This window comes from Ruegeria atlantica (genome assembly GCF_013033965.1).
In the GTDB taxonomy this organism is placed as follows: Bacteria; Pseudomonadota; Alphaproteobacteria; order Rhodobacterales; family Rhodobacteraceae; genus Ruegeria; species Ruegeria atlantica_D.
On record NZ_WQFE01000001.1, the window covers coordinates 569242 to 587525 of the forward strand.

An 18284-nucleotide genomic window follows, 5' to 3' on the forward strand; every position below is an offset into this window, starting at 1 on the left:
AATCCTCCAATCTTGCTAACCAGACTGGCGGATTCGGCGGTGGTGTACCTCACTGATTGCGATATCTGCTTGCAGGAAGCGACACCGGCAACCCAAAACGAATAACGCCGCCCCGGCTGGGGCGGCGCCTGTTTTGTCACTTGGGCCAATGCTTATTCAGCAGCCTGCGTGCTAGCGTCCGTGTGCTTGTCACGCCGACCGTCACGGTAGAGCGCCTTTGCCAGGGACACCATCATCAGCCCCATAACCATGGTAAAGGGCAACGCACCGATGATCATTGCGTTACGCAGCGCGTCCATCGGATTGTTCTCGCCTGCCGCCAGGATCAGAGCACCGATCACAGCGGTCAGGATAACACCCCAGATGATGCGATGCTTGATGCCGGTTTCCTGGCTACCACCGGACATGATGGTGTTCATAACCAGAATACCCGAGTCCGCAGAGGTCACCAGGAAGGTCATGATCAGGATCACACACATGACGTTCAGCATGGACAGCAGCCCACCGTCGATCATGTAGGACAGTGTCACGAACAGTTTGTTGGTGTTCGATGCACCGATGATCGCACCTTCTGCGGCACCGGCCAGCTCCAGATCAATCGCAGTACCGCCCAGGATGGTCATCCACGCGAAGCACACCAGCGCCGGCGCGAACACGCAGCCCAGAATGAACTCGCGTACGGAACGACCCTTGGAGATGCGCGCCAGGAACAGACCAACAAACGGTGAGAACGCGATCCACCATGCCCAATAGAACGTGGTCCAGCCGGCTTGCCAGCCGAACTGACGACCTTGCTCACCCGCGGCATAGACTGCTGCCAGAGTGTCCTCACCCAGTTCGGCCGCAGCACCTTCGAGACCGCTTTTGAAGCCATCAAAACTGCCCCATGCGTTGGTTGCGCCACCCATCAAAGCGTCGGCATGTGCCTGTGCTTCCGCGGGCAGAGCTGCAGCGAAGGCCTCAGTTGACAGCGGACCGTATGCACCAAAGCTGAGCGACAGAAAGTGCAGCAGGTAATCAACCAGGGCTGTGCCATAGGTGGTCATGGCAAAGACGAACGAGCCAAAGATTACAAACGTGGCCAGCAGAATGATCGACAGGACAAGGTTCAGGTTTGACAGGTACTTAACACCACGTCCGACACCGGATACCGCCGAGATGATCGACAGGCCCATGATGACAACCAGACCCGCGATCAGGCCAACTTTGCTCGGGGTGGGAACTTCACCACCGAAATCCATGATCCATTCCATGCCGGTGATCGCATACACACCATCGATGAACTGGCTGACACCAAATCCGATGGTGACGGACACACCAAGGATCGTTGCAACAACGCCCAGAACGTCAACGACGTGGCCAAGGAAACCATTCATCAGGCGCCCGAACAGCGGAGTCAGAGCCGCGCGAATAGTCAGAGGCATGTCACGGGTATAGGCGTAGTAGGCCAGCGACAAGCCGGTCACCACGTAAATCGCCCAGGCATGGAAGCCATAATGCAGGAAGGTATACCGATACGCCGACTGAATGGATTCAGGATCGTTGCCCGCAACAGCACCACCTACAACCTCGGGGTTTGACCCCCACAGTCCCAGCGGTTCAGCAGTCGCAAAAACCATCAGGCCGACACCCAGACCCGCGCCAAACATCATCGAGAACCAGGAGAAGTTCGAAAACTCTGGCTTTTCACCTGCCGTTCCCATGATCCGCTTTCCGGTCGATGGAAGGGCTGCCACGACTACAAGGAAGACGACAAACAGGCCGACAATGACGATGTAGAAGCTGTTGAAAACTTCCAGAAGCTTGCCATTCCAGCTTCCAAGAGTGCTGTTGGCATTGGCCGGGAAGACAAGCGCCCATAGCACAAGGGCAACCATGATGCCCTTACTGATCAGCGCAATGGGCACGCTGTAGTTTTCATAGAAACCGGCATCCGCCGTTTCTATCTCTAAATCCGTAAAGGGTTCGGGTATCGACATGTTGCTCCTCCGTCGTGTCGTATCCATTGCGAAACTGTCTGCTCATTTTACGCCTTACACCGAACCGTTTCGGACAAAGGTGAAGGTGTTGCAGCAGACGTGCCGACTCTTTCTTGTTTCGTTTCCGTATCTCGGAAATGCGGCACAGCCGCTTTGTTTCACGCCGCCTGAGTTGCATTGAATTCAACGCACGGCCATTCAGGCGATACACAGTCTTACCAACCGGGAATGAGTTCCATGCCTCCTTTACGTTCCCTTTTGGTCTTTCCCGCCAGTCAGTTCGGGACATCGTTTGGTCGCAGGCCCGCTTTGAGACGTCGGAAAAATCCGCTCAGAAAGCCTGCAAAACACGACATTTGTTGGTAGAACTGACTATATTGGCACTCCGATCTAGTTTCGGCCAGAACCGACGCATTGACGAAAAATACGACATCTGCCGCTATCTTGAGTCAGAAAAACATCAAAACGGCCAGAGCGCTATAGCTTTCACCTTCAAAAAAACTAAAACTGAGTTGACAAAAACTAAACTAAATCGAATAGCGATTCACCAACGACCATGTCCAGACGCCACTACAACCTGCCGCCGCTGACAACCCTGTCGGCTTTTGAAGCCGCGGCCCGCCACCTAAGCTTTAAGAACGCCGCCGTTGAACTGTCTGTCACACCTGGCGCGGTCAGTCACCAGATCAAGGCCCTTGAAGGCGATCTGGACACACCTTTGTTCCAGCGTAAACATCGCGGAGTTGATCTGACCGAAGACGGCAAGGCTCTTTACGAGGCGCTGTCCTCATCCTTTGGGCGTATCTCAAAAACGCTGAGCACGATCCGCGACCGATCCACCGCCGGAAAGGTAACCGTGGGATCGACAACAGCAGTTGCTGCGTTGTGGCTATCGCCAGCCGTCATTCGGTTCTGGCGGGACATGCCCGAGGTCAATGTTGATCAGCTGTCGCAGGACCGACCTTTTCGTGACCGGCCCGACGTCGACTTTTTCATCCGCTATGGCCGGGATAGCGATCCCAACCTGTCGCATACCCCGTTGTTTCGCGACCACCTTGTTCCCGTCGGAAGCCCCGAGATGGCAGAGAGGCTGGGGGATGCCGGACTTGAAGACCTGACAGCTGAACGTTTGATCCATCTGGATTCAGAGGACCGCACGTGGACCACCTGGCCGGAATGGTTCCAGCAGTTGGGATACAACGGCGATGTTCCTGTTGAATCCCGTGTCAACAGCTACTCAGTCGCGCTGCAGCTTGCGCGTAAAGGTGCAGGATTGGCGCTGGGTTGGCAGCGGCTTATCCAACCAATGTTGCAATCAGGCAAATTGGCTCCGATCGGCACACATCAAGTGCCTGCGCCGAACCAGTTTTACCTAGTCGGACGCCCGGACGAAGAGCTTTCAGAAAGCGCCCGCGCCCTGAAGAACTGGATCGTTCAAGAGGTTCAGGAAGGCTCGGTTTAGGTGAAATCACTCACTGATGAGCTTTTCTGATATTGAGACTGTAAGGTTCGATCCGCCAATAGGGATAGTAAAGCATCCAGCAAAACCTCAGGAGAGCCCGATGAACAAGCATAGCGCGCTGTCTTCCGTTCTGGCCGATGTAAATGTCGCAAATGGCCTGCCGAACGAACACTATGTCGACCCGGCCGTTTTCAACGAAGAAAAACGATCTGTGCTGTATGCCAACTGGTCCGGCATCGGGTTCGGCAAGGACGTACCCGAAGAAGGCGACGCGAAGCCTGTCGATTTTCTGGGCATGCCGCTGCTGATCGTCCGGGACAAAGATGGCGAAGTTGGTGTTTTCCAGAACACCTGCCGCCACCGCGGAATGATCCTGGTGGACACCCCGCGCAAGATCGGCGGCGCAATCCGATGCCCTTATCACAGCTGGTGCTACAGCCTGAAAGGTGAGCTGCGCGCAACTCCGCATGTGGGTGGTCCGGGTCAGAACAAGCATCAGGATGTCAAACGCGAAGACCTGGGCCTGATGCGCGTCCGCTCTTATGTTTGGCGCGACGTGATCTTTGTGAATGTGGACGGCAATGCACCCGAATTCGAAGAAGTTCATGGTGCCCTGCTGGAACGGTGGAAAGAGTTCGAACAACCAGTCTTTCACGGGGGCGAGACGTCTTCGTTCAAGCTTGAGGTCAAGACCAACTGGAAACTGGCGGTCGAAAACTACTGCGAAAGCTACCACCTGCCCTGGGTACATCCCGGCCTGAACAGCTATTCTCGGTTGGAAGATCACTACAACATCGAAGAGCGCGGTCAGTATTCCGGGCAAGGCACATTGGTCTATCGCCAGTTGACGGATCAGGACGGCGCAACCTTCCCTGATTTCGAGGGGCTCAGCGACCAGTGGAACGAAGGCGCAGAGTATATTGCGGTTTATCCAAACGTTCTGCTGGGCGTGCAGCGTGACCACGCTTTTGCAATTGTGCTGGAACCGGTGGATCAGGAAAACACCGTCGAACACATCGAACTCTATTACGCAAAGAGCATCGAGGACACGCCCCAACATGACGGTCTGCGCGCCTCGAACGCGCAGCTATGGAAGACCGTATTCGAAGAGGATGTCTTTGTCGTCGAAGGCATGCAGAAGGGACGGCACGGGATGTTGTTCGACGGCGGACGGTTTTCACCCGCGATGGACGGGCCAACGCATAACTTCCACCATTGGGTCGCAACACAAGTCGAAAACGGTCGCGCTGACTAACCTTTTTGGGCCGGTCGGCCACAGCAAGGCCGATCGGTTGACCGTGGAAGGGCACGCCCATGGACAAACAGGAACTGGATCGCCTTTTGCTGGACGCGCATGATCGCAGTGACCATGCAGACCTGATCCGTTTGTACACGTTGGCCGCGGATGAGCGTGAGGCGGCGCACGACATCGACGCGGCTTGTTTCTACCTGACGCATGCCTTTGTTTTCGCTCTGGAATCCGGCGCAACCGAGGCTGATGCATTGAACCAGCGACTGGTCGCATATGGCCGGGCGCACAAGCTGGACTTCTGAGTTTAGCCTTAGATTATTTCCACTCAACCCAACGTGAAATTAATGTCCGTTGCCGGTGCCTTCGCGATGATGACACATGGCCACGGGACCAACTTTGATACGGCAGGCTCATGAAAACGAATGCACAGGCGGTTGTGATTGGCGGCGGAGTGATCGGGTGCTCGATCCTTTATCATTTGACCAAGCTGGGATGGTCAGATGTGATACTGCTGGAACGGGATGAGCTGACATCCGGCTCGACCTGGCATGCAGCGGCAAACATCCACGGGCTGCATGACAGCACCAATATCAGCCGAATTCAGCACTATACGATGAACCTGTACAAAGAGCTTGAGGCAGAAACCGGCCAAAGCTGCGGCGTGTTCCAGCCCGGTTCTCTGTATCTGGCACAGACCGAAGAGCGTGAGCATCAGCTGAAGCTGCAGGCCGCCAAAGCCAAGCTTTATGGCATGAACTTCTATGAGATCAGCATCGAAGAGGCACAGCGCCTGAACCCGCTGGTCAACTACGATGGCATCCGCTGCGTGATGTATGAACCCGACGGCGGCAACGTGGACCCGTCGGGCGTGACCAATGCCTATGCGGTGGGCGCGCGCCAACGCGGGGCCGAGATTCATCGCTTCACTCCGGTCACTGCGACCGATCAACAAGAAGATGGCACCTGGATCGTGAGAACTCCCAAAGGCGATATCCGCACCTCTTGGGTCGTCAATGCCGCCGGTCTGTGGGGGCGCGAAGTCGCCAAATTGGCCGGAATTGAGCTGCCCCTACAACCGACCGAGCATCAGTATTTCGTGACCGAAACCATGGCGGACGTGGCCGCGCACGGCACGCGCCTACCCTCGGTCAGTGACCGCGATGGTGAGTATTACCTGCGACAGGAAGGTCAGGGCCTGCTGGTCGGGGCCTATGAAAAAGACATGAAGTTCTGGGCCGAGGACGGAACGCCCCTGGACTTCGCGCATGACCTGTTCGCCGACGATCTGGAAAGGATCGAGGAGAACATGATGAACGCCATCGAACGCCTGCCCGCCGTGGGCGAGGCCGGAATCAAACGGGTCATAAATGGGCCGATGATCTGGTCGCCCGACAGCAACGTGCTGATGGGACCAGTGCCCGAGGTGGAGGGGTACTTCTGCTGCAACGGCATCATCCCCGGCTTTTCGCAATCCGGTGGCATGGGCCTGATGGCGGCGCAATGGATCATCGAGGGTGAAACACAATACGACATGTTCGCCTGGGATATGGCTCGGTTCGATGACTGGGCGACGAAAGAGTTCACCATGGCCCGCGTTCAGGACCAATACGCACATCGATTCGCCATCCATTTCCCGAACGAAGAACGCAGTGCAGGCCGCCCAGCGCGCACGCGCCCCATTTATGACACACAAGCGCAAATGGGCGCGGTGTTCGGTCTGAACACAGGGTGGGAGCACCCCTTGTGGTTCGCGGATACGCCGGGAACCAAAGACACAAACGGCTTCACCCGTCAGAACTGGTGGGGACCCGTGGGTGAGGAATGCCGGATGCTGCGCGAACGCGCGGGGATTATCGACATCTCGAACTTTGCCAAATACGTCTGCAAGGGTGCAGGGGCCGAAGACTGGCTGAACGCCGTGTTCGCCAACACCATGCCCAGGTCGGTCGGTCGGTCCTGTCTGACACCTCTGATCTCGAAACGCGGGGGCATAGCCGGGGACTTCACAGTAACCCGTGTGGCCGGGGACGAATTCTGGATTATCGGATCTGGAATGGCCGAGAGGTATCATAAACGGTTCTTCAGACAGGTCCCCTTGCCCGATGGCACCACCTTCGAAAGCCGGACCGAGGCCCTGTGCGGGTTCAACGTTGCCGGCCCGAAGTCTCGCGAGATCCTGCAGCGACTCACCAATACCTCGCTGGCCACCGAGGATTTTCCTTTCATGCGATCCGCGAAAATCGAGCTGGCCGGGATCGAAGTACTGGCGCTTCGCGTATCCTTCACCGGTGATCTTGGGTGGGAACTGCATTGCGCGACCGAAGATCAGGCCTCACTGTATGATGCGCTGATCGAGGCGGGCAGAGCATTCGGCGCAGGCCCTGTCGGCAGCCGGGCGCTGATGTCGTTGCGTGTGGAAAAAGGGTATGGGTCGTGGAGCCGCGAATACAGCCCCGAATACTGGCCGCATGAGGTTGGGCTGGACCGGTTGTGTAAGTTTGGCAAGGACTTCTTGAACAAGACAGCAGCCGAAGCAGCGCTACAAAACCCCGCGCGCGAACAGCTTGTCCTTTTGCATCTGGACGAGGCTGATACGGCCGCATCGAACGCGGACGCGACCGGTGGAGAGCCGATCTTCAAGGATGGTCAGGGGATCGGCCGCGTGACGTCCGGGACCTACGGATATTCGGTCGGGATGTCCCTCGCGCTTGGCTTTGTGAGCGGCGCCAAACCAGGCGACGCGGTCGAAGTGATGGTGCTGGGAAGATCACACAAGGCGACTATTATGTCCGAGCCGCCCTTTGACCCAAAAGGCGAAATACTGCGCCGCTAAGGGAAGCGTGAACGGCCCTTGACCCTACGGTAGGCTGTTCACAAATTTCCCAATGCCTATAGTCCGACCCAACCATATCGGTCGTTTTGGGAGGGACGGGCGCATGGAGCATCAAGCGGATATGCTTATCGTCGGCGCGGGTTTTTCTGGGCTGACGATGGCGATCGAGGCCCACAAACGCGGCATCAAGGACATTGCTATCCTTGAAAAAGCCGAGGATATCGGCGGAACGTGGCGTGAAAACACCTATCCCGGCGTCGCCTGCGATATCCCCTCGCATCTCTATTCCATGGCAACGCATTTGAACCCGGACTGGAGCCGGGCGTATGCGGGCGGTGCCGAGATTCAGGCCTACCTTAAAAAGGTCTGCGTCGAAGAGGGGATCTACGATCTGTGCCATTTCGGCCAGCAACTAAAATCTGCCCGGTGGGACGGCACTCGCTGGCAGGTAGAAACCGAAAGCGGGCAGCGCTGGTCGGCACGGTTTCTGGTCTCGGCCATAGGTGCGCTGCACCTGCCCAGTATCCCCGATATTCCGGGGGCGGACAGCTTTCCGGGGCCTTGCTTTCACTCTGCCGAGTGGGATCACGACGCAGCATTTGACGGGAAACGCATAGCGGTCGTGGGAACAGGTGCATCCGCTGTCCAGTTTGTTCCGGAGATTGCCAAGACCGCCGCCCACGTTACCGTGTTTCAACGCAGCGCACCCTATGTCCTGCCACGCCCGGATGGCCCAATCCCGCCTTGGATGCGCCGTCTGTACCGTCGCATCCCGCTGTTACCTCGTACACGCCGAAAACTGATTTACATGGTATTCGAATTCCGGCACCGCGTGTTCCGCGGCGAAAAGCGGATGGTGAACTTTGCCATGAAGATGTGGCGGCGGTCCCTGGAGAATGCGATCACTGACCCGGATCTGCGTATGCAACTGACGCCGGACTACAGGATTGGCTGCAAACGTATCCTCAGCTCAAACGATTGGTACCCGACACTGGCCCGTGAAAACGTGACGTTGGTCCCCAACGGTGTCGCATCAATAGAGGGTGATCAGATTGTTTCAGCGGATGGGCGCCGTATACAAACTGATATGCTGATATGGGGCACGGGGTTCCATGTGACAGACGTCGTAGAGCGTCTGGACATTACCGGTTCCGATGGCCTGACATTACGGCAGGCCTGGGCGGACGGAATGAAAGCGCATCTGGGCACCTCCATCGCAGGCTTTCCGAACTTCTTCATCCTTCTCGGGCCACATACCGGCCTTGGCCACAACTCGGTCGTCTTGATGATCGAGGCACAGGTTCTCCACATCGGCCGGGTGCTGGATCATATGGGTCGCAACGGGCTGAAGGCTGTAATGCCTTGCGCAGAAAAACAAGCCGCCTTCGAACGGGAAATGCGCGAACGGCACGAAGGCAGCGTTTGGCAGGTTGGCGGGTGCACCTCATGGTATCAGGATGCGCAAGGCCGGAACACGACGCTTTGGCCCGGAACCGTTTCCGAGTATGAAAAGCGCATGGCACAATCCGGGCTGGAACAATACCGACCTGCCCCTTTCACAAGCAAAGAGTAATGAGATGACGACGATCCTGATTATCGTGCTTTTGGTCGGCGGTTTCTTTGTCGGCATGAATCTGTGGACCCGACGGCTAACGCAACAGGGGCTGGAACGCGTGCCGCAGCTTGGCGAAATCGTCCACGTGACGGGCGGCAGCATTCACTATGTTGAAAAGGGCGACCCTGCCAAGCAATCAATCGTCATGATCCACGGGCTTGCCGGGCAGTTGCAACACTTCACCTATTCCTTGATGGATCTGCTGGCGGATGACTACCACGTCGTCGCTGTCGACCGTCCTGGCTGTGGCTATTCAACCCGCGATTCCGCCGATCTTGGGCGTTTGCAGGAACAGGCCCGCATGATTCAGGAATTTCTGGACACCAAAGGCATTTCAAATGCCGTTTTGGTCGGACACTCCTTGGGCGGAGCCGTGTCACTGGCCATGGCACTGGATAATCCTGAAAAAACCGGGGCGCTCGCCCTGCTTGCCCCGTTGACGCAAAAGCTGCCAGCAACGCCCCAAGTCTTCAAACCGCTGGAAATCCGCACCGAGTGGTTGCGCAACTTTATCGGCAATACGATCGCCGTTCCGATATCGGCCAAGACCGCCCCGCATACTCTGGGGGCTGTATTTGATCCGGAACCCGCGCCCGACGATTTTCTGGATCGCGCAGGAGGTGCGCTGGGGTTGCGCCCTTCGGCCTTCATAACCGCTTCGCAGGATGTTGTTGGGGTCGATGAAAGTATCGCAGCTCAGGTGGCTCGCTATACCGATCTGTCTGTACCCGGAGGCATTCTGTATGGCGCACAGGACGCTATTCTTTCACCCACTGCCAACGGAGCCCCCATGACCCGGTTCGGACTAAGCGACGAACAGATCGAGGCGCTGGGACACATGATTCCAATAACCGCACCCGATGCATGCGCGGCCTTTATTCATAGAATTGCTGATGCCGCGGGGAGCGACCGGCAGCCAGCAGCCAGAGCAGATTGACCGGAGTAAAATATTCCCGGTCCGGCAGTGTTTTCCCCCTTGACCCGCCCGGGCCCCTCGCTTAAATCGCCTCTCACTCATGGCGGAGTAGCTCAGTTGGTTAGAGCAGCGGAATCATAATCCGCGTGTCGGGGGTTCAAGTCCCTCCTCCGCTACCAAAATCCCCAATCACCTCATTGTTTTGCACACGTCGGCCAAAGCCTTTGTCGTGTTCTTTCATCGAAGCCACTCTTACAAAGCCTAGTTCTCTTTTTAGATCGAAAACGATCTCTGGTTCGCAAAACTAGCCTTCCCGCAGCAGTTCGACGATCTCATCCAACTCCGGACGTCGCCGTGACGGGTGCGGAAGGTTCATCAGCAACGCCCGGCCTGTTGCGCAAACCTGTGCCGACATTCGCACCAAATGCCCGGCCTTTAGGGCATGTTCAATCAGGCACTCATGCGCCATCAAGGCACCAGCCCCGGATTTTGCCTCTTCGACCGCAAGACCGTACAACGAGTATTTTGGCCCTTTGGTGGGGTCGCTGACATTTGTACCGGTAGCCTCAGACCATCGCCGCCAATCGTCATGCCATGTCTGGTCGTGCAGCAATGGCGTAGTTTCATAGTCGAAGCCCTCGGCCAGTTCCGGCGCGCAAACCGGGAACATGACGTCCTGCGCGATAACAATTTGATCGGTGGTTCCGTCAGGTTCGCCAATGAACACAGAAAGATCGAACAATTCACGCGACAATCGGGGCGGTGTTTCCATGGCCGTTACCGAAAACTTCAAACCCGGTCGAATACTCCGAATCCGCCCCAAGCGCGCCGGCAGCCAAAGCTGCGCGACCGAGGGCAATGCTGCGATATGGATCTCAACACTCGGGCTCAGGTTCCGCAAATTCTGTGTAGCAGCCGCAAGGTGATCGAAGGCCAGCGTGAATTCACCGGCCAGTTCACGCCCGGAAGCGGTCAACTCAACCCCTTGCGCGTTTCGCCGAAACAGCGGCAGGTCCGCCCAGGCTTCAACAGTTTTGATATGCTGCGAAATTGCGCCCGGCGTGACGCTCAACTCCTCTGCGGCAGCGACAAAGCCGCCCAGTCTTGCGGCCGCCTCAAAAGCTCGGAGTGCGTTGAGCGGTGGCCCTTTCGGGCGTCTTGGTAGAACAGCCATTGCCTTAGACTCAGTTTTTCTACGCCAAGAAATAGCAATTCTGAATTGCGATGTCGCCCCGATTGTTCAATCTGGTGACAAGCAGGAGGTAACATACATGACAATCACACCCCGAAACTGGGTCCCGGATCGTTGCGAAACCCGTGTTCAGGATATTGCCGCCAAGACGTCTCAGGCCACGTCAGATGAGCTGATCAAACGGATCGACGACCTTGCGACCCGAAACCGCGAAATCCACGAGCTAGAGTGCTTCAATCTAAACCCCGCAACCAACGTGATGAACCCAAGAGCAGAGGCCCTGTTGTCCTCCGGCATCGGATCCCGACCGTCGCTGGGGTACCCCGGTGACAAGTATGAAATGGGGCTGGAGGCCATTGAAGAGATAGAAGTGATTACCGCCGAGCTCTGCGCTGAGGTTTTTGATGCCAGATTCGCAGAAATCCGGGTGCCGTCGGGCGCAATTGCAAACCTCTATGGCTTCATGGCGACTTGCAAACCTGGCGATACTATCATCGCGCCGCCCGCCTCGATTGGCGGCCACGTCACTCATCACATTGCCGGATGTGCCGGTCTATTTGGTCTGCGCACTATTGACGCGCCAACGGACGGTGACGGCTTTACCGTCAACCTGGATCAGCTGCGCACACTGGCTCTGAAAGAACGGCCCAAATTGATCACCATTGGGGGCAGCCTGAACCTGTTCGAACATCCCGTAGCAGAGGTCCGACAGATCGCTGACGAAATCGAAGCCAAAGTCATGTTCGACGCTGCCCATCAATGCGGGATCATTGCAGGCAGAGCGTGGCGCAACCCTCTGGCCGAGGGCGCACATTTCATGACGATGAGCACATACAAAAGCCTGGGCGGACCCGCCGGAGGTCTGATCGTCTCCAACGATGCGGAAATTGCGGAAAAGCTCGACGCGATCGCATTTCCGGGCATGACGGCCAACTTTGACGCAGCCAAGTCTGCTGCGCTGGCCGTAACGATGCTGGATTGGCGGGACTTTGGCGCGCAATACGCAGCCGAGATGATCGCGATGGCGCAAGCGCTCGCTGAACGGTTGGATGCACATGGCGTTCCGGTCTTTGCCGGTCGGGAAGGGTTCACCAACTCTCACCAATTTGCCGTGTTGGCAGACCCCTATGGCGGTGGACAGTCCGCATCCAAGACGCTGCGCCGCGCTGGGTTTCTTGCATGCGGAATTGGCCTACCGGTGCCCGAAGTTGCGGGGGACATGAATGGTCTTCGGATCGGGACGCCTGAACTGGTCCGATGGGGGGTGACGTCACAAGACGCTGATCGGTTGGCTGCGTTGATAACCTCTGGATTGGCGGGCGTGGATATCGCGGCCGAGGTCGGTGAATGGCGGCGTAATTTTTCCGCTTTACATTTCGTGCATTGAAAACACATCGGGTGCCGCACGTGACGGCACCCGACAACCAGAGGCCAAGGCGTCACGCCCGCATGTTTGCACCATTCGCATCGTAGATCGGCGCGCCCAGCACCTCTGCGTCATAAAGATCGCCCAGGATTTCGACCTGCAGCTTTGTGCCGGGCACGGCACTTCCCTTCGCAACGTACCCCATGGCCATCGACTTCCCGACGCGGTGCCCGTAGCCGCCAGATGACACGTACCCCACGGCCTCGCCGTCCTTTAGTATTGCTTCGTCATTAGAGACATCGATCCCGTCCACGTCGATGGTCATAGTCACCAACTTGCGGGTGACGCCTTCTTCCCTGAATTTCATCGTGGCGTCCTTGCCAACAAAGTCCTTCTTCCAGTTGATGAAGGCATCCATGCCGCTTTCGACTGCGTTGAAGTCAGGCCGGAAATCCATGGTCCAAACACCCCAGCCTTTTTCCAGACGCAAGGACATCAGCGCACGTGCACCATACCAGCAATAGCCCAGATCGGCACCGGCCTCTTCAATCGCGTCGGCCAAGCGCAGCAGATATTGCGGACGGCAATAAATCTCGAACCCCAGCTCACCCGAGAAGGAAATCCGGTTCAGTATCACGGGCACTCCGCCGACGAAAGTCTGGCGCAGGTCGCGGAACTTCAGGACATCGGCACTCACGTCGTCGCGGGTAATACGAGCCAAAAGTTCACGCGAATTTGGCCCGGACAGCGCTATGCCATGCCAATCGTCCGAAACGTTGGCATAAGTCACATCGGCGGGCAAATCCTTTTCAAACCACCGACGATGCGCCTCCTGCATCGCGCCTGAGCCAAAAAGGATAAAGTGATCGTCGGCCAGACAAGCGACGGTCAGGTCCCCATAGAGGCGTCCTTTTTCCGTCAACATCGGGGTCAGGGTCAGACGACCCGGTTTAGGCACATAGCCCGCCAACGTCAGATCAAGAAATTCGCGCGCACCCGCACCTTTGAATTCGTGCTTGGCAAAATTAGCGATCTCGATCCCACCGACGGCCTCCTGCACGCCCTTGACCTCGCGCGCGACATAGTCGTGACTCCGGTTTCGTTCAAACGTGGGTGTTTCATACGCATCTTCGGGGCCATCAGCGAACCACAAGGCGTTTTCAAGACCAAACCCCTGCCCCATCACCGCGCCCTTGGCGACCAACCGGTCATAGAGCGCAGTTGTCTTCTGCATCCGCCCCTTAGGCAGGGTTTCATTCGGGAAAGTCATCACGAAACGACGTTCGTAATTCTCGGTCGATTTGATTGTGCCCCAGTCCGGAGTTGCAAACTCACCAAAGCGCGCCACATCCATGGCCCAGACATCGATCGACGGTTCACCGTCGATCATCCATTCGGCCATGGTCAGGCCCACGCCCCCGCCCTGACAGAAACCTGCCATGACGCCAACAGCGACCCAATAGTTCTTCATGCCCGGAACCGGGCCGATCATCGGATTGCCGTCGGGGCCAAAGGTAAATGGCCCGTTGATGATGTCCTTAATGCCGGCCTCGCCAATTGCCGGGATGCGTTCAAAGGACATCTCCAACCGGTCAGCCACGCGGTCCAGATCGGGCTGCAAAAGCTCATGCCCGAAATCCCACGGTGTTCCGTCAACCTTCCACGGCGTGCCTTTGGGCTCATAGGTTCCCAGCAGCATGCCCTGACGTTCCTGACGGAAATAGATGTTCGCCTCGTAGTCGATACCAGCGGGCAGGCGCGCGCCATGATTGGCCACGGCGTCGATCTTCTCGGTGATCAGATAGTGGTGCTCCATTGGCTGCACTGGTAGGTGAACGCCGGACATATGACCAACCTCGCGGGCCCAAAGACCACCGCAGTTCACCACATATTCGGCATTGATCTGGCCCTTGGGCGTGGTCAGATCCCAGCTGCCATCTGAGCGCTGGGTCATCGCAGTCACGCCGCAATGCGTGAAATACTGCGCCCCATGCACCTTGGCCGATTTGGCGAAAGCATAGGTCGCGCCTGAGGGGTCCAGATCACCGTCCTGATCATCCCATAGCGCCGCGTGATAATGTTTGGGGTCGATCAGCGGATGACGCTCTGCCACCTCTTTCGGGCTGATGAATTCCTGATGCAGCCCCATGTAGCGCGCCTTGGACCGCTCCCGCTTGAGGTAGTCGTACCAGTCCTTGGTCGAGGCCAGGTAGAACCCGCCGGTGATGTGCAGACCGACTGAATGCCCCGAGGTTTCCTCGATCTCTTTGTACAGGTCGATCGTATAGCTCTGCAGGCGCGAGATATTGGGGTCAGAACTGATCGTGTGGATCTGACCGGCGGCATGCCAGGATGAGCCGGACGTCAGCTCATCGCGTTCCAGCAGAACCACGTCCTTCCAGCCAAACTTGGCAAGGTGGAACAGAATCGAACAGCCAACGACACCGCCACCGATCACCACGACCTTAGCGTGGGACGGAAGCTTTTTGCTGCCGGTGCTTTCATCTTTTTGAATTTCGGGCATTTTGATCTCTCTTCAGTTCAATATTGGGCGGCGGAAATGGCCGGGATCAGGTTAATTTCAATGCCCACCGAACCGACGCCTTAGTACCAGGCATCAGGAATTTCCCCTTTGCGGCGCGCCACATAAGCGACCAGTTCTTCCCGCTTGGCTTCATCCATGGCCGGAGGCTCATATGCGTTCAGCATTTCATTCCAGCGTTCGTAAGCGCGGCGGCGCATGTCCTTGGAGCCACCCTCTTCCCAGCTTTCGACATTCTCGCTGTCGCTGAGTTTCGGTTCATAGAACGCTGTCTGGTAATTTCGCATTGTGTGCGCACAGCCGAGGAAATGGCCTCCGGCCTCAACCTCTCCGTAAGCGTCACGAGCGAATGCGTCATCGCTTGTATCCAGCCCTTGGCTCAGGACCTTCTGATAAGACCCAAGGCGATCCGCATCCATGATCAGCTTCTCGAATCCGGTGCACAGCCCACCCTCCAGCCAGCCTGCGGAATGCAGGACAAAATTCGCCCCGGCCAACATGGTTGAGTGCATCGAGTCCGCGGATTCATATGCCGCCTGAGCATCCTCAATCTTGGAGGCGGTCAACGACCCCCCGCAACGCAGCGGCAGCCCGGCGCGGCGCGCCAACTGGCCAATCGCGTAATTCGAGATCACAGGCTCGGGCATACCAAAGGTCGGCGCACCAGACTTCAGCGACATGGACGACAGGAAGTTGCCCAGCACAAATGGCGCGCCGGGACGTAGCAGTTGAACGTAGGCACAAACCATCATTGCCTCGGCCATGGCCTGTGCGACGCTGGCCGCCGTACTGACCGGCCCCATCGCCCCCGACAGGACAAAGGGCGCCACGATCATACCCTGACCGCGCGTGGAATAGACGCGCGCGGATTCGGTCACCACCCGGTCCACCAGCAAGGGAGAGTTGGTGTTGACGTTGCCCATGATGACACAGTTCTTTTCCATCACATCGGCGCCAAAGACGATCTCGGCCATCTCAACACTGTCCTGCGCGCGGCTCATCTCGGTTATGGCCCCCAGATGCGGCTTGTCGCTGAGCGTCATGTGGGCAAAAAGCATGTCCAAATGCCGTTTGCTGACGGGCACGTCGCACGGTTCGCAAGTGACAAAACCGCCGTGATGCAAGTTTGGGTGCAGATAAGTCAGCTTCACCAGCTGCTCGAACGCGGCCATGTCACCGTATCGCCGTCCCCCTTCCAGATCGCGAACGAAAGGCGCTCCATAGACCGGCGCGAACACCTGACTGCCGTCGCCGATCACGACTGAACGTTCAGAGTTGCGGGCAAGCTGCGTGAATTTTCTGGGTGCCTTTGCGCACAGGTCTCGGATCCAAGACGCGTCAGCGCGCACGATGTCCCCTTCGATCCTGGCACCCGCTCGACGCCACAGATCCAGCGCCTCGGGATCGTCACGGAAGGCAATCCCAACGTCTTCGAAAATCCAGTCGACCTGAGCCTCAAGCCGCACCAAATCCTCTTCGTTCAGCGGATTGAAATAACTCAATCTCCGCTGAATGTATGGCGATGCCGGGGCTCCGGTGGGGGCGCTTTGGCGGTCACGCGTTGCACGGGCGCGTCTGGCCATGAGTGATTCCTCGCTTCATTCTCCGGAAACATTACCGCGCAACACAGTGTTCGTGACGGTTGAAAAAGGTGATGGTTTAGATAAACACAAATTATGCATCAGCTCTGGAAAACGATCTCATCCTCAAAGCACTTAGTATATTTTGAGGCAGCTGCACGGTTACAGTCTATCACGCGCGCAGCCGATGAAATGAATGTGAAACAGCCTGCGGTCAGCGCTGCGATCAAGCAGCTGGAAGCCTCGCTGGGCGTACAGCTTTTTCACCGCGAACACAGGAAAATCGTTCTGACCTCGGCCGGGTCAAAGCTGTATTCCGACGTCTCGCGCTCATTCGATCAGATCCTCAGCTCGGTTAATGCAGTCCGGCAATTCACAAAGAATGACCACGTCACGCTCAACGCTTCGTCGGCGTTCAACTTTTTCTGGATGATGCCGAAACTGCAAGAATTCCACCAGTCGTTCCCCGATATCGACCTCAGGCTGCAATCCAGCGACCGGGAACCGGACATCGTTGCCGAGAACATCAGCCTTGCCATTCGGCGCGGCAAGGGATCGTGGGAAGGCTGCAATTCAGCGCTGATCGCAGAGGAAATCCTGTGCCCCGTCGCCAGCCCGGTGGAAATCGATGCACGAGGCCGACCCGGCAGCATTGAGGAATTACTGCAACATCGTTTGATCCACCTTGAGGAACCGACACGCGAACGCCCCGGCTGGACCCATTGGTTCGAAAGCTTCGGGATCACTCAGAAACCACCGGTGTCCGGGCTAAGGCTGAACGACTACGCGCTGGTATTGCAGGCGACACTTGCGGGCGAAGGATATGCGTTAGGCTGGAGCCATCTCACAACCCCGCTGGCGCGGCGCGGCCTGTTGACAACGATGGAGGATTGGCAATGGGAAACCGGCTATGGTTTCTATCTGGTCTGGTCTGACTACAAGCCACTGGTCGACAACGCGAAACGGGTGCGCGACTGGATGCTCAGCAAAGTCTGAGCGCCATTGAGAACGCAATACGGAATTTGCAAGCCGCAGAAAATCGCGAATTGTTGCAGAGTAGCGATCAAAAAATTCAGGACATCGACACTCAGGTGGGATTTCCAGTCAAATATCCGCCAGAACCTCGAATCCGCCGAATATTATTGTTTTTCCATTGACGGGCATGTCGCTCATGTCGCCCATATCCGGGTCCTGCATGGCGGCGGCAAAACCGGCCTCTTGCGTCGCTTGATCCGGCCATTCCTGCCAACCTGTAACAACCGTATCATCCGGGCCAGCCTGCACCGCAAGTGGGAACGACGTAACCTCACCGGGCGGCACGGCCGCGCCCCAGGATTCGACCACCCGCGTTGCGCCATGTTTGCGGAAGATATGCGCCATCCGCTTTGCCTGTAATTGATGTTCCGATTTCTTTGCAGTGGGAACCGCCCCTGCATATGCCATGATCCAAGCCACTCAACAGCCCTCCCAGAAAGCAGTCACACGCAACTCTAGCACAATTAGAGGCGCTGCCATACCGACCTCGTCGCAACGTGGTTGGCTAGCAT

Annotated in this window: 13 protein-coding genes and 1 tRNA gene; 9 read left to right on the plus strand and 5 right to left on the minus strand. The window is 57.2% G+C overall.

All coding sequences use genetic code 11. From position 1 onward, the window contains the following. Nucleotides 1-152: 152 nt before the first annotated feature. Nucleotides 153-1979, minus strand: coding sequence for a BCCT family transporter (locus GOW16_RS02830; RefSeq protein WP_170409999.1), 1827 nt, complete (start codon nt 1977-1979; stop codon nt 153-155). 556 nt (nt 1980-2535) lie between these two features. On the opposite strand from GOW16_RS02830, the gene GOW16_RS02835 reads away from it, so the two are divergent. The 7 genes from GOW16_RS02835 to GOW16_RS02865 all read left to right on the plus strand — a co-directional run bounded on the left by GOW16_RS02835 (nt 2536) and on the right by GOW16_RS02865 (nt 10236). Next, on the plus strand, nt 2536-3441 hold the full coding sequence (locus GOW16_RS02835; protein WP_170410001.1) for a LysR substrate-binding domain-containing protein: 906 nt from the start codon (nt 2536-2538) through the stop codon (nt 3439-3441). Nucleotides 3442-3541: 100 nt separating this feature from the next. Further along, entirely contained in the window at nt 3542-4696 is a 1155-nt protein-coding gene (locus GOW16_RS02840; protein WP_170410003.1) for an aromatic ring-hydroxylating oxygenase subunit alpha, read from the plus strand. Nucleotides 4697-4755: 59 nt separating this feature from the next. Beyond that, nucleotides 4756-4995 (plus strand): hypothetical protein, encoded by a 240-nt coding sequence (locus GOW16_RS02845; RefSeq protein ID WP_170410005.1) that lies wholly within the window; start codon nt 4756-4758, stop codon nt 4993-4995. 110 nt (nt 4996-5105) lie between these two features. Beyond that, on the plus strand, nt 5106-7526 hold the full coding sequence (locus GOW16_RS02850; RefSeq protein WP_170410007.1) for a GcvT family protein: 2421 nt from the start codon (nt 5106-5108) through the stop codon (nt 7524-7526). 103 nt (nt 7527-7629) lie between these two features. Beyond that, a complete protein-coding gene (locus GOW16_RS02855) occupies nt 7630-9099 on the plus strand; it encodes a flavin-containing monooxygenase (protein ID WP_170410009.1) in 1470 nt (489 codons plus the stop codon). Nucleotides 9100-9103: 4 nt separating this feature from the next. Beyond that, nucleotides 9104-10078, plus strand: coding sequence for an alpha/beta fold hydrolase (locus GOW16_RS02860; protein WP_170410011.1), 975 nt, complete (start codon nt 9104-9106; stop codon nt 10076-10078). 81 nt (nt 10079-10159) lie between these two features. Further along, a tRNA-Met gene (locus tag GOW16_RS02865) sits at nt 10160-10236 on the plus strand. A gap of 125 nt (nt 10237-10361) precedes the next feature. Here the strand turns inward: GOW16_RS02865 and GOW16_RS02870 are convergent. Next, nucleotides 10362-11231 (minus strand): LysR family transcriptional regulator, encoded by an 870-nt coding sequence (locus tag GOW16_RS02870; RefSeq protein WP_170410013.1) that lies wholly within the window; start codon nt 11229-11231, stop codon nt 10362-10364. A 97-nt stretch (nt 11232-11328) separates the two neighbouring features. On the opposite strand from GOW16_RS02870, the gene glyA reads away from it, so the two are divergent. Beyond that, nucleotides 11329-12636 (plus strand): serine hydroxymethyltransferase, encoded by a 1308-nt coding sequence (gene glyA, locus GOW16_RS02875; protein ID WP_170410015.1) that lies wholly within the window; start codon nt 11329-11331, stop codon nt 12634-12636. 52 nt (nt 12637-12688) lie between these two features. Here glyA and GOW16_RS02880 read toward each other — a convergent pair whose 3' ends face one another. Both GOW16_RS02880 and GOW16_RS02885 read right to left on the minus strand, forming a co-directional pair. Then, entirely contained in the window at nt 12689-15139 is a 2451-nt protein-coding gene (locus tag GOW16_RS02880; RefSeq protein WP_170410017.1) for a GcvT family protein, read from the minus strand. 80 nt (nt 15140-15219) lie between these two features. Further along, nucleotides 15220-16740, minus strand: coding sequence for a trimethylamine methyltransferase family protein (locus tag GOW16_RS02885; protein ID WP_170410020.1), 1521 nt, complete (start codon nt 16738-16740; stop codon nt 15220-15222). 93 nt (nt 16741-16833) lie between these two features. Here GOW16_RS02885 and GOW16_RS02890 point away from each other — a divergent pair, with 93 nt between their 5' ends. Then, entirely contained in the window at nt 16834-17733 is a 900-nt protein-coding gene (locus tag GOW16_RS02890) for a LysR substrate-binding domain-containing protein (RefSeq protein WP_170410022.1), read from the plus strand. Nucleotides 17734-17841: 108 nt separating this feature from the next. On the opposite strand, the gene GOW16_RS02895 is transcribed toward GOW16_RS02890, so the two are convergent. Continuing rightward, the gene (locus GOW16_RS02895; RefSeq protein ID WP_217354468.1) at nt 17842-18192 is read right to left on the minus strand and encodes a DUF1428 domain-containing protein; all 351 of its coding nucleotides are present in this window, start codon (nt 18190-18192) and stop codon (nt 17842-17844) included. Nucleotides 18193-18284 lie beyond the last annotated feature (92 nt).

Coding starts and splice junctions, on each gene's coding strand:
- GOW16_RS02830 (WP_170409999.1), bottom strand. CDS start 1,979: ATGTCGATACCCGAACCCTTTACGGATTTAGAGATAGAAACGGCGGAT.
- GOW16_RS02835 (WP_170410001.1), top strand. CDS start 2,536: ATGTCCAGACGCCACTACAACCTGCCGCCGCTGACAACCCTGTCGGCT.
- GOW16_RS02840 (WP_170410003.1), top strand. CDS start 3,542: ATGAACAAGCATAGCGCGCTGTCTTCCGTTCTGGCCGATGTAAATGTC.
- GOW16_RS02845 (WP_170410005.1), top strand. CDS start 4,756: ATGGACAAACAGGAACTGGATCGCCTTTTGCTGGACGCGCATGATCGC.
- GOW16_RS02850 (WP_170410007.1), top strand. CDS start 5,106: ATGAAAACGAATGCACAGGCGGTTGTGATTGGCGGCGGAGTGATCGGG.
- GOW16_RS02855 (WP_170410009.1), top strand. CDS start 7,630: ATGGAGCATCAAGCGGATATGCTTATCGTCGGCGCGGGTTTTTCTGGG.
- GOW16_RS02860 (WP_170410011.1), top strand. CDS start 9,104: ATGACGACGATCCTGATTATCGTGCTTTTGGTCGGCGGTTTCTTTGTC.
- GOW16_RS02870 (WP_170410013.1), bottom strand. CDS start 11,231: ATGGCTGTTCTACCAAGACGCCCGAAAGGGCCACCGCTCAACGCACTC.
- glyA (WP_170410015.1), top strand. CDS start 11,329: ATGACAATCACACCCCGAAACTGGGTCCCGGATCGTTGCGAAACCCGT.
- GOW16_RS02880 (WP_170410017.1), bottom strand. CDS start 15,139: ATGCCCGAAATTCAAAAAGATGAAAGCACCGGCAGCAAAAAGCTTCCG.
- GOW16_RS02885 (WP_170410020.1), bottom strand. CDS start 16,740: ATGGCCAGACGCGCCCGTGCAACGCGTGACCGCCAAAGCGCCCCCACC.
- GOW16_RS02890 (WP_170410022.1), top strand. CDS start 16,834: ATGCATCAGCTCTGGAAAACGATCTCATCCTCAAAGCACTTAGTATAT.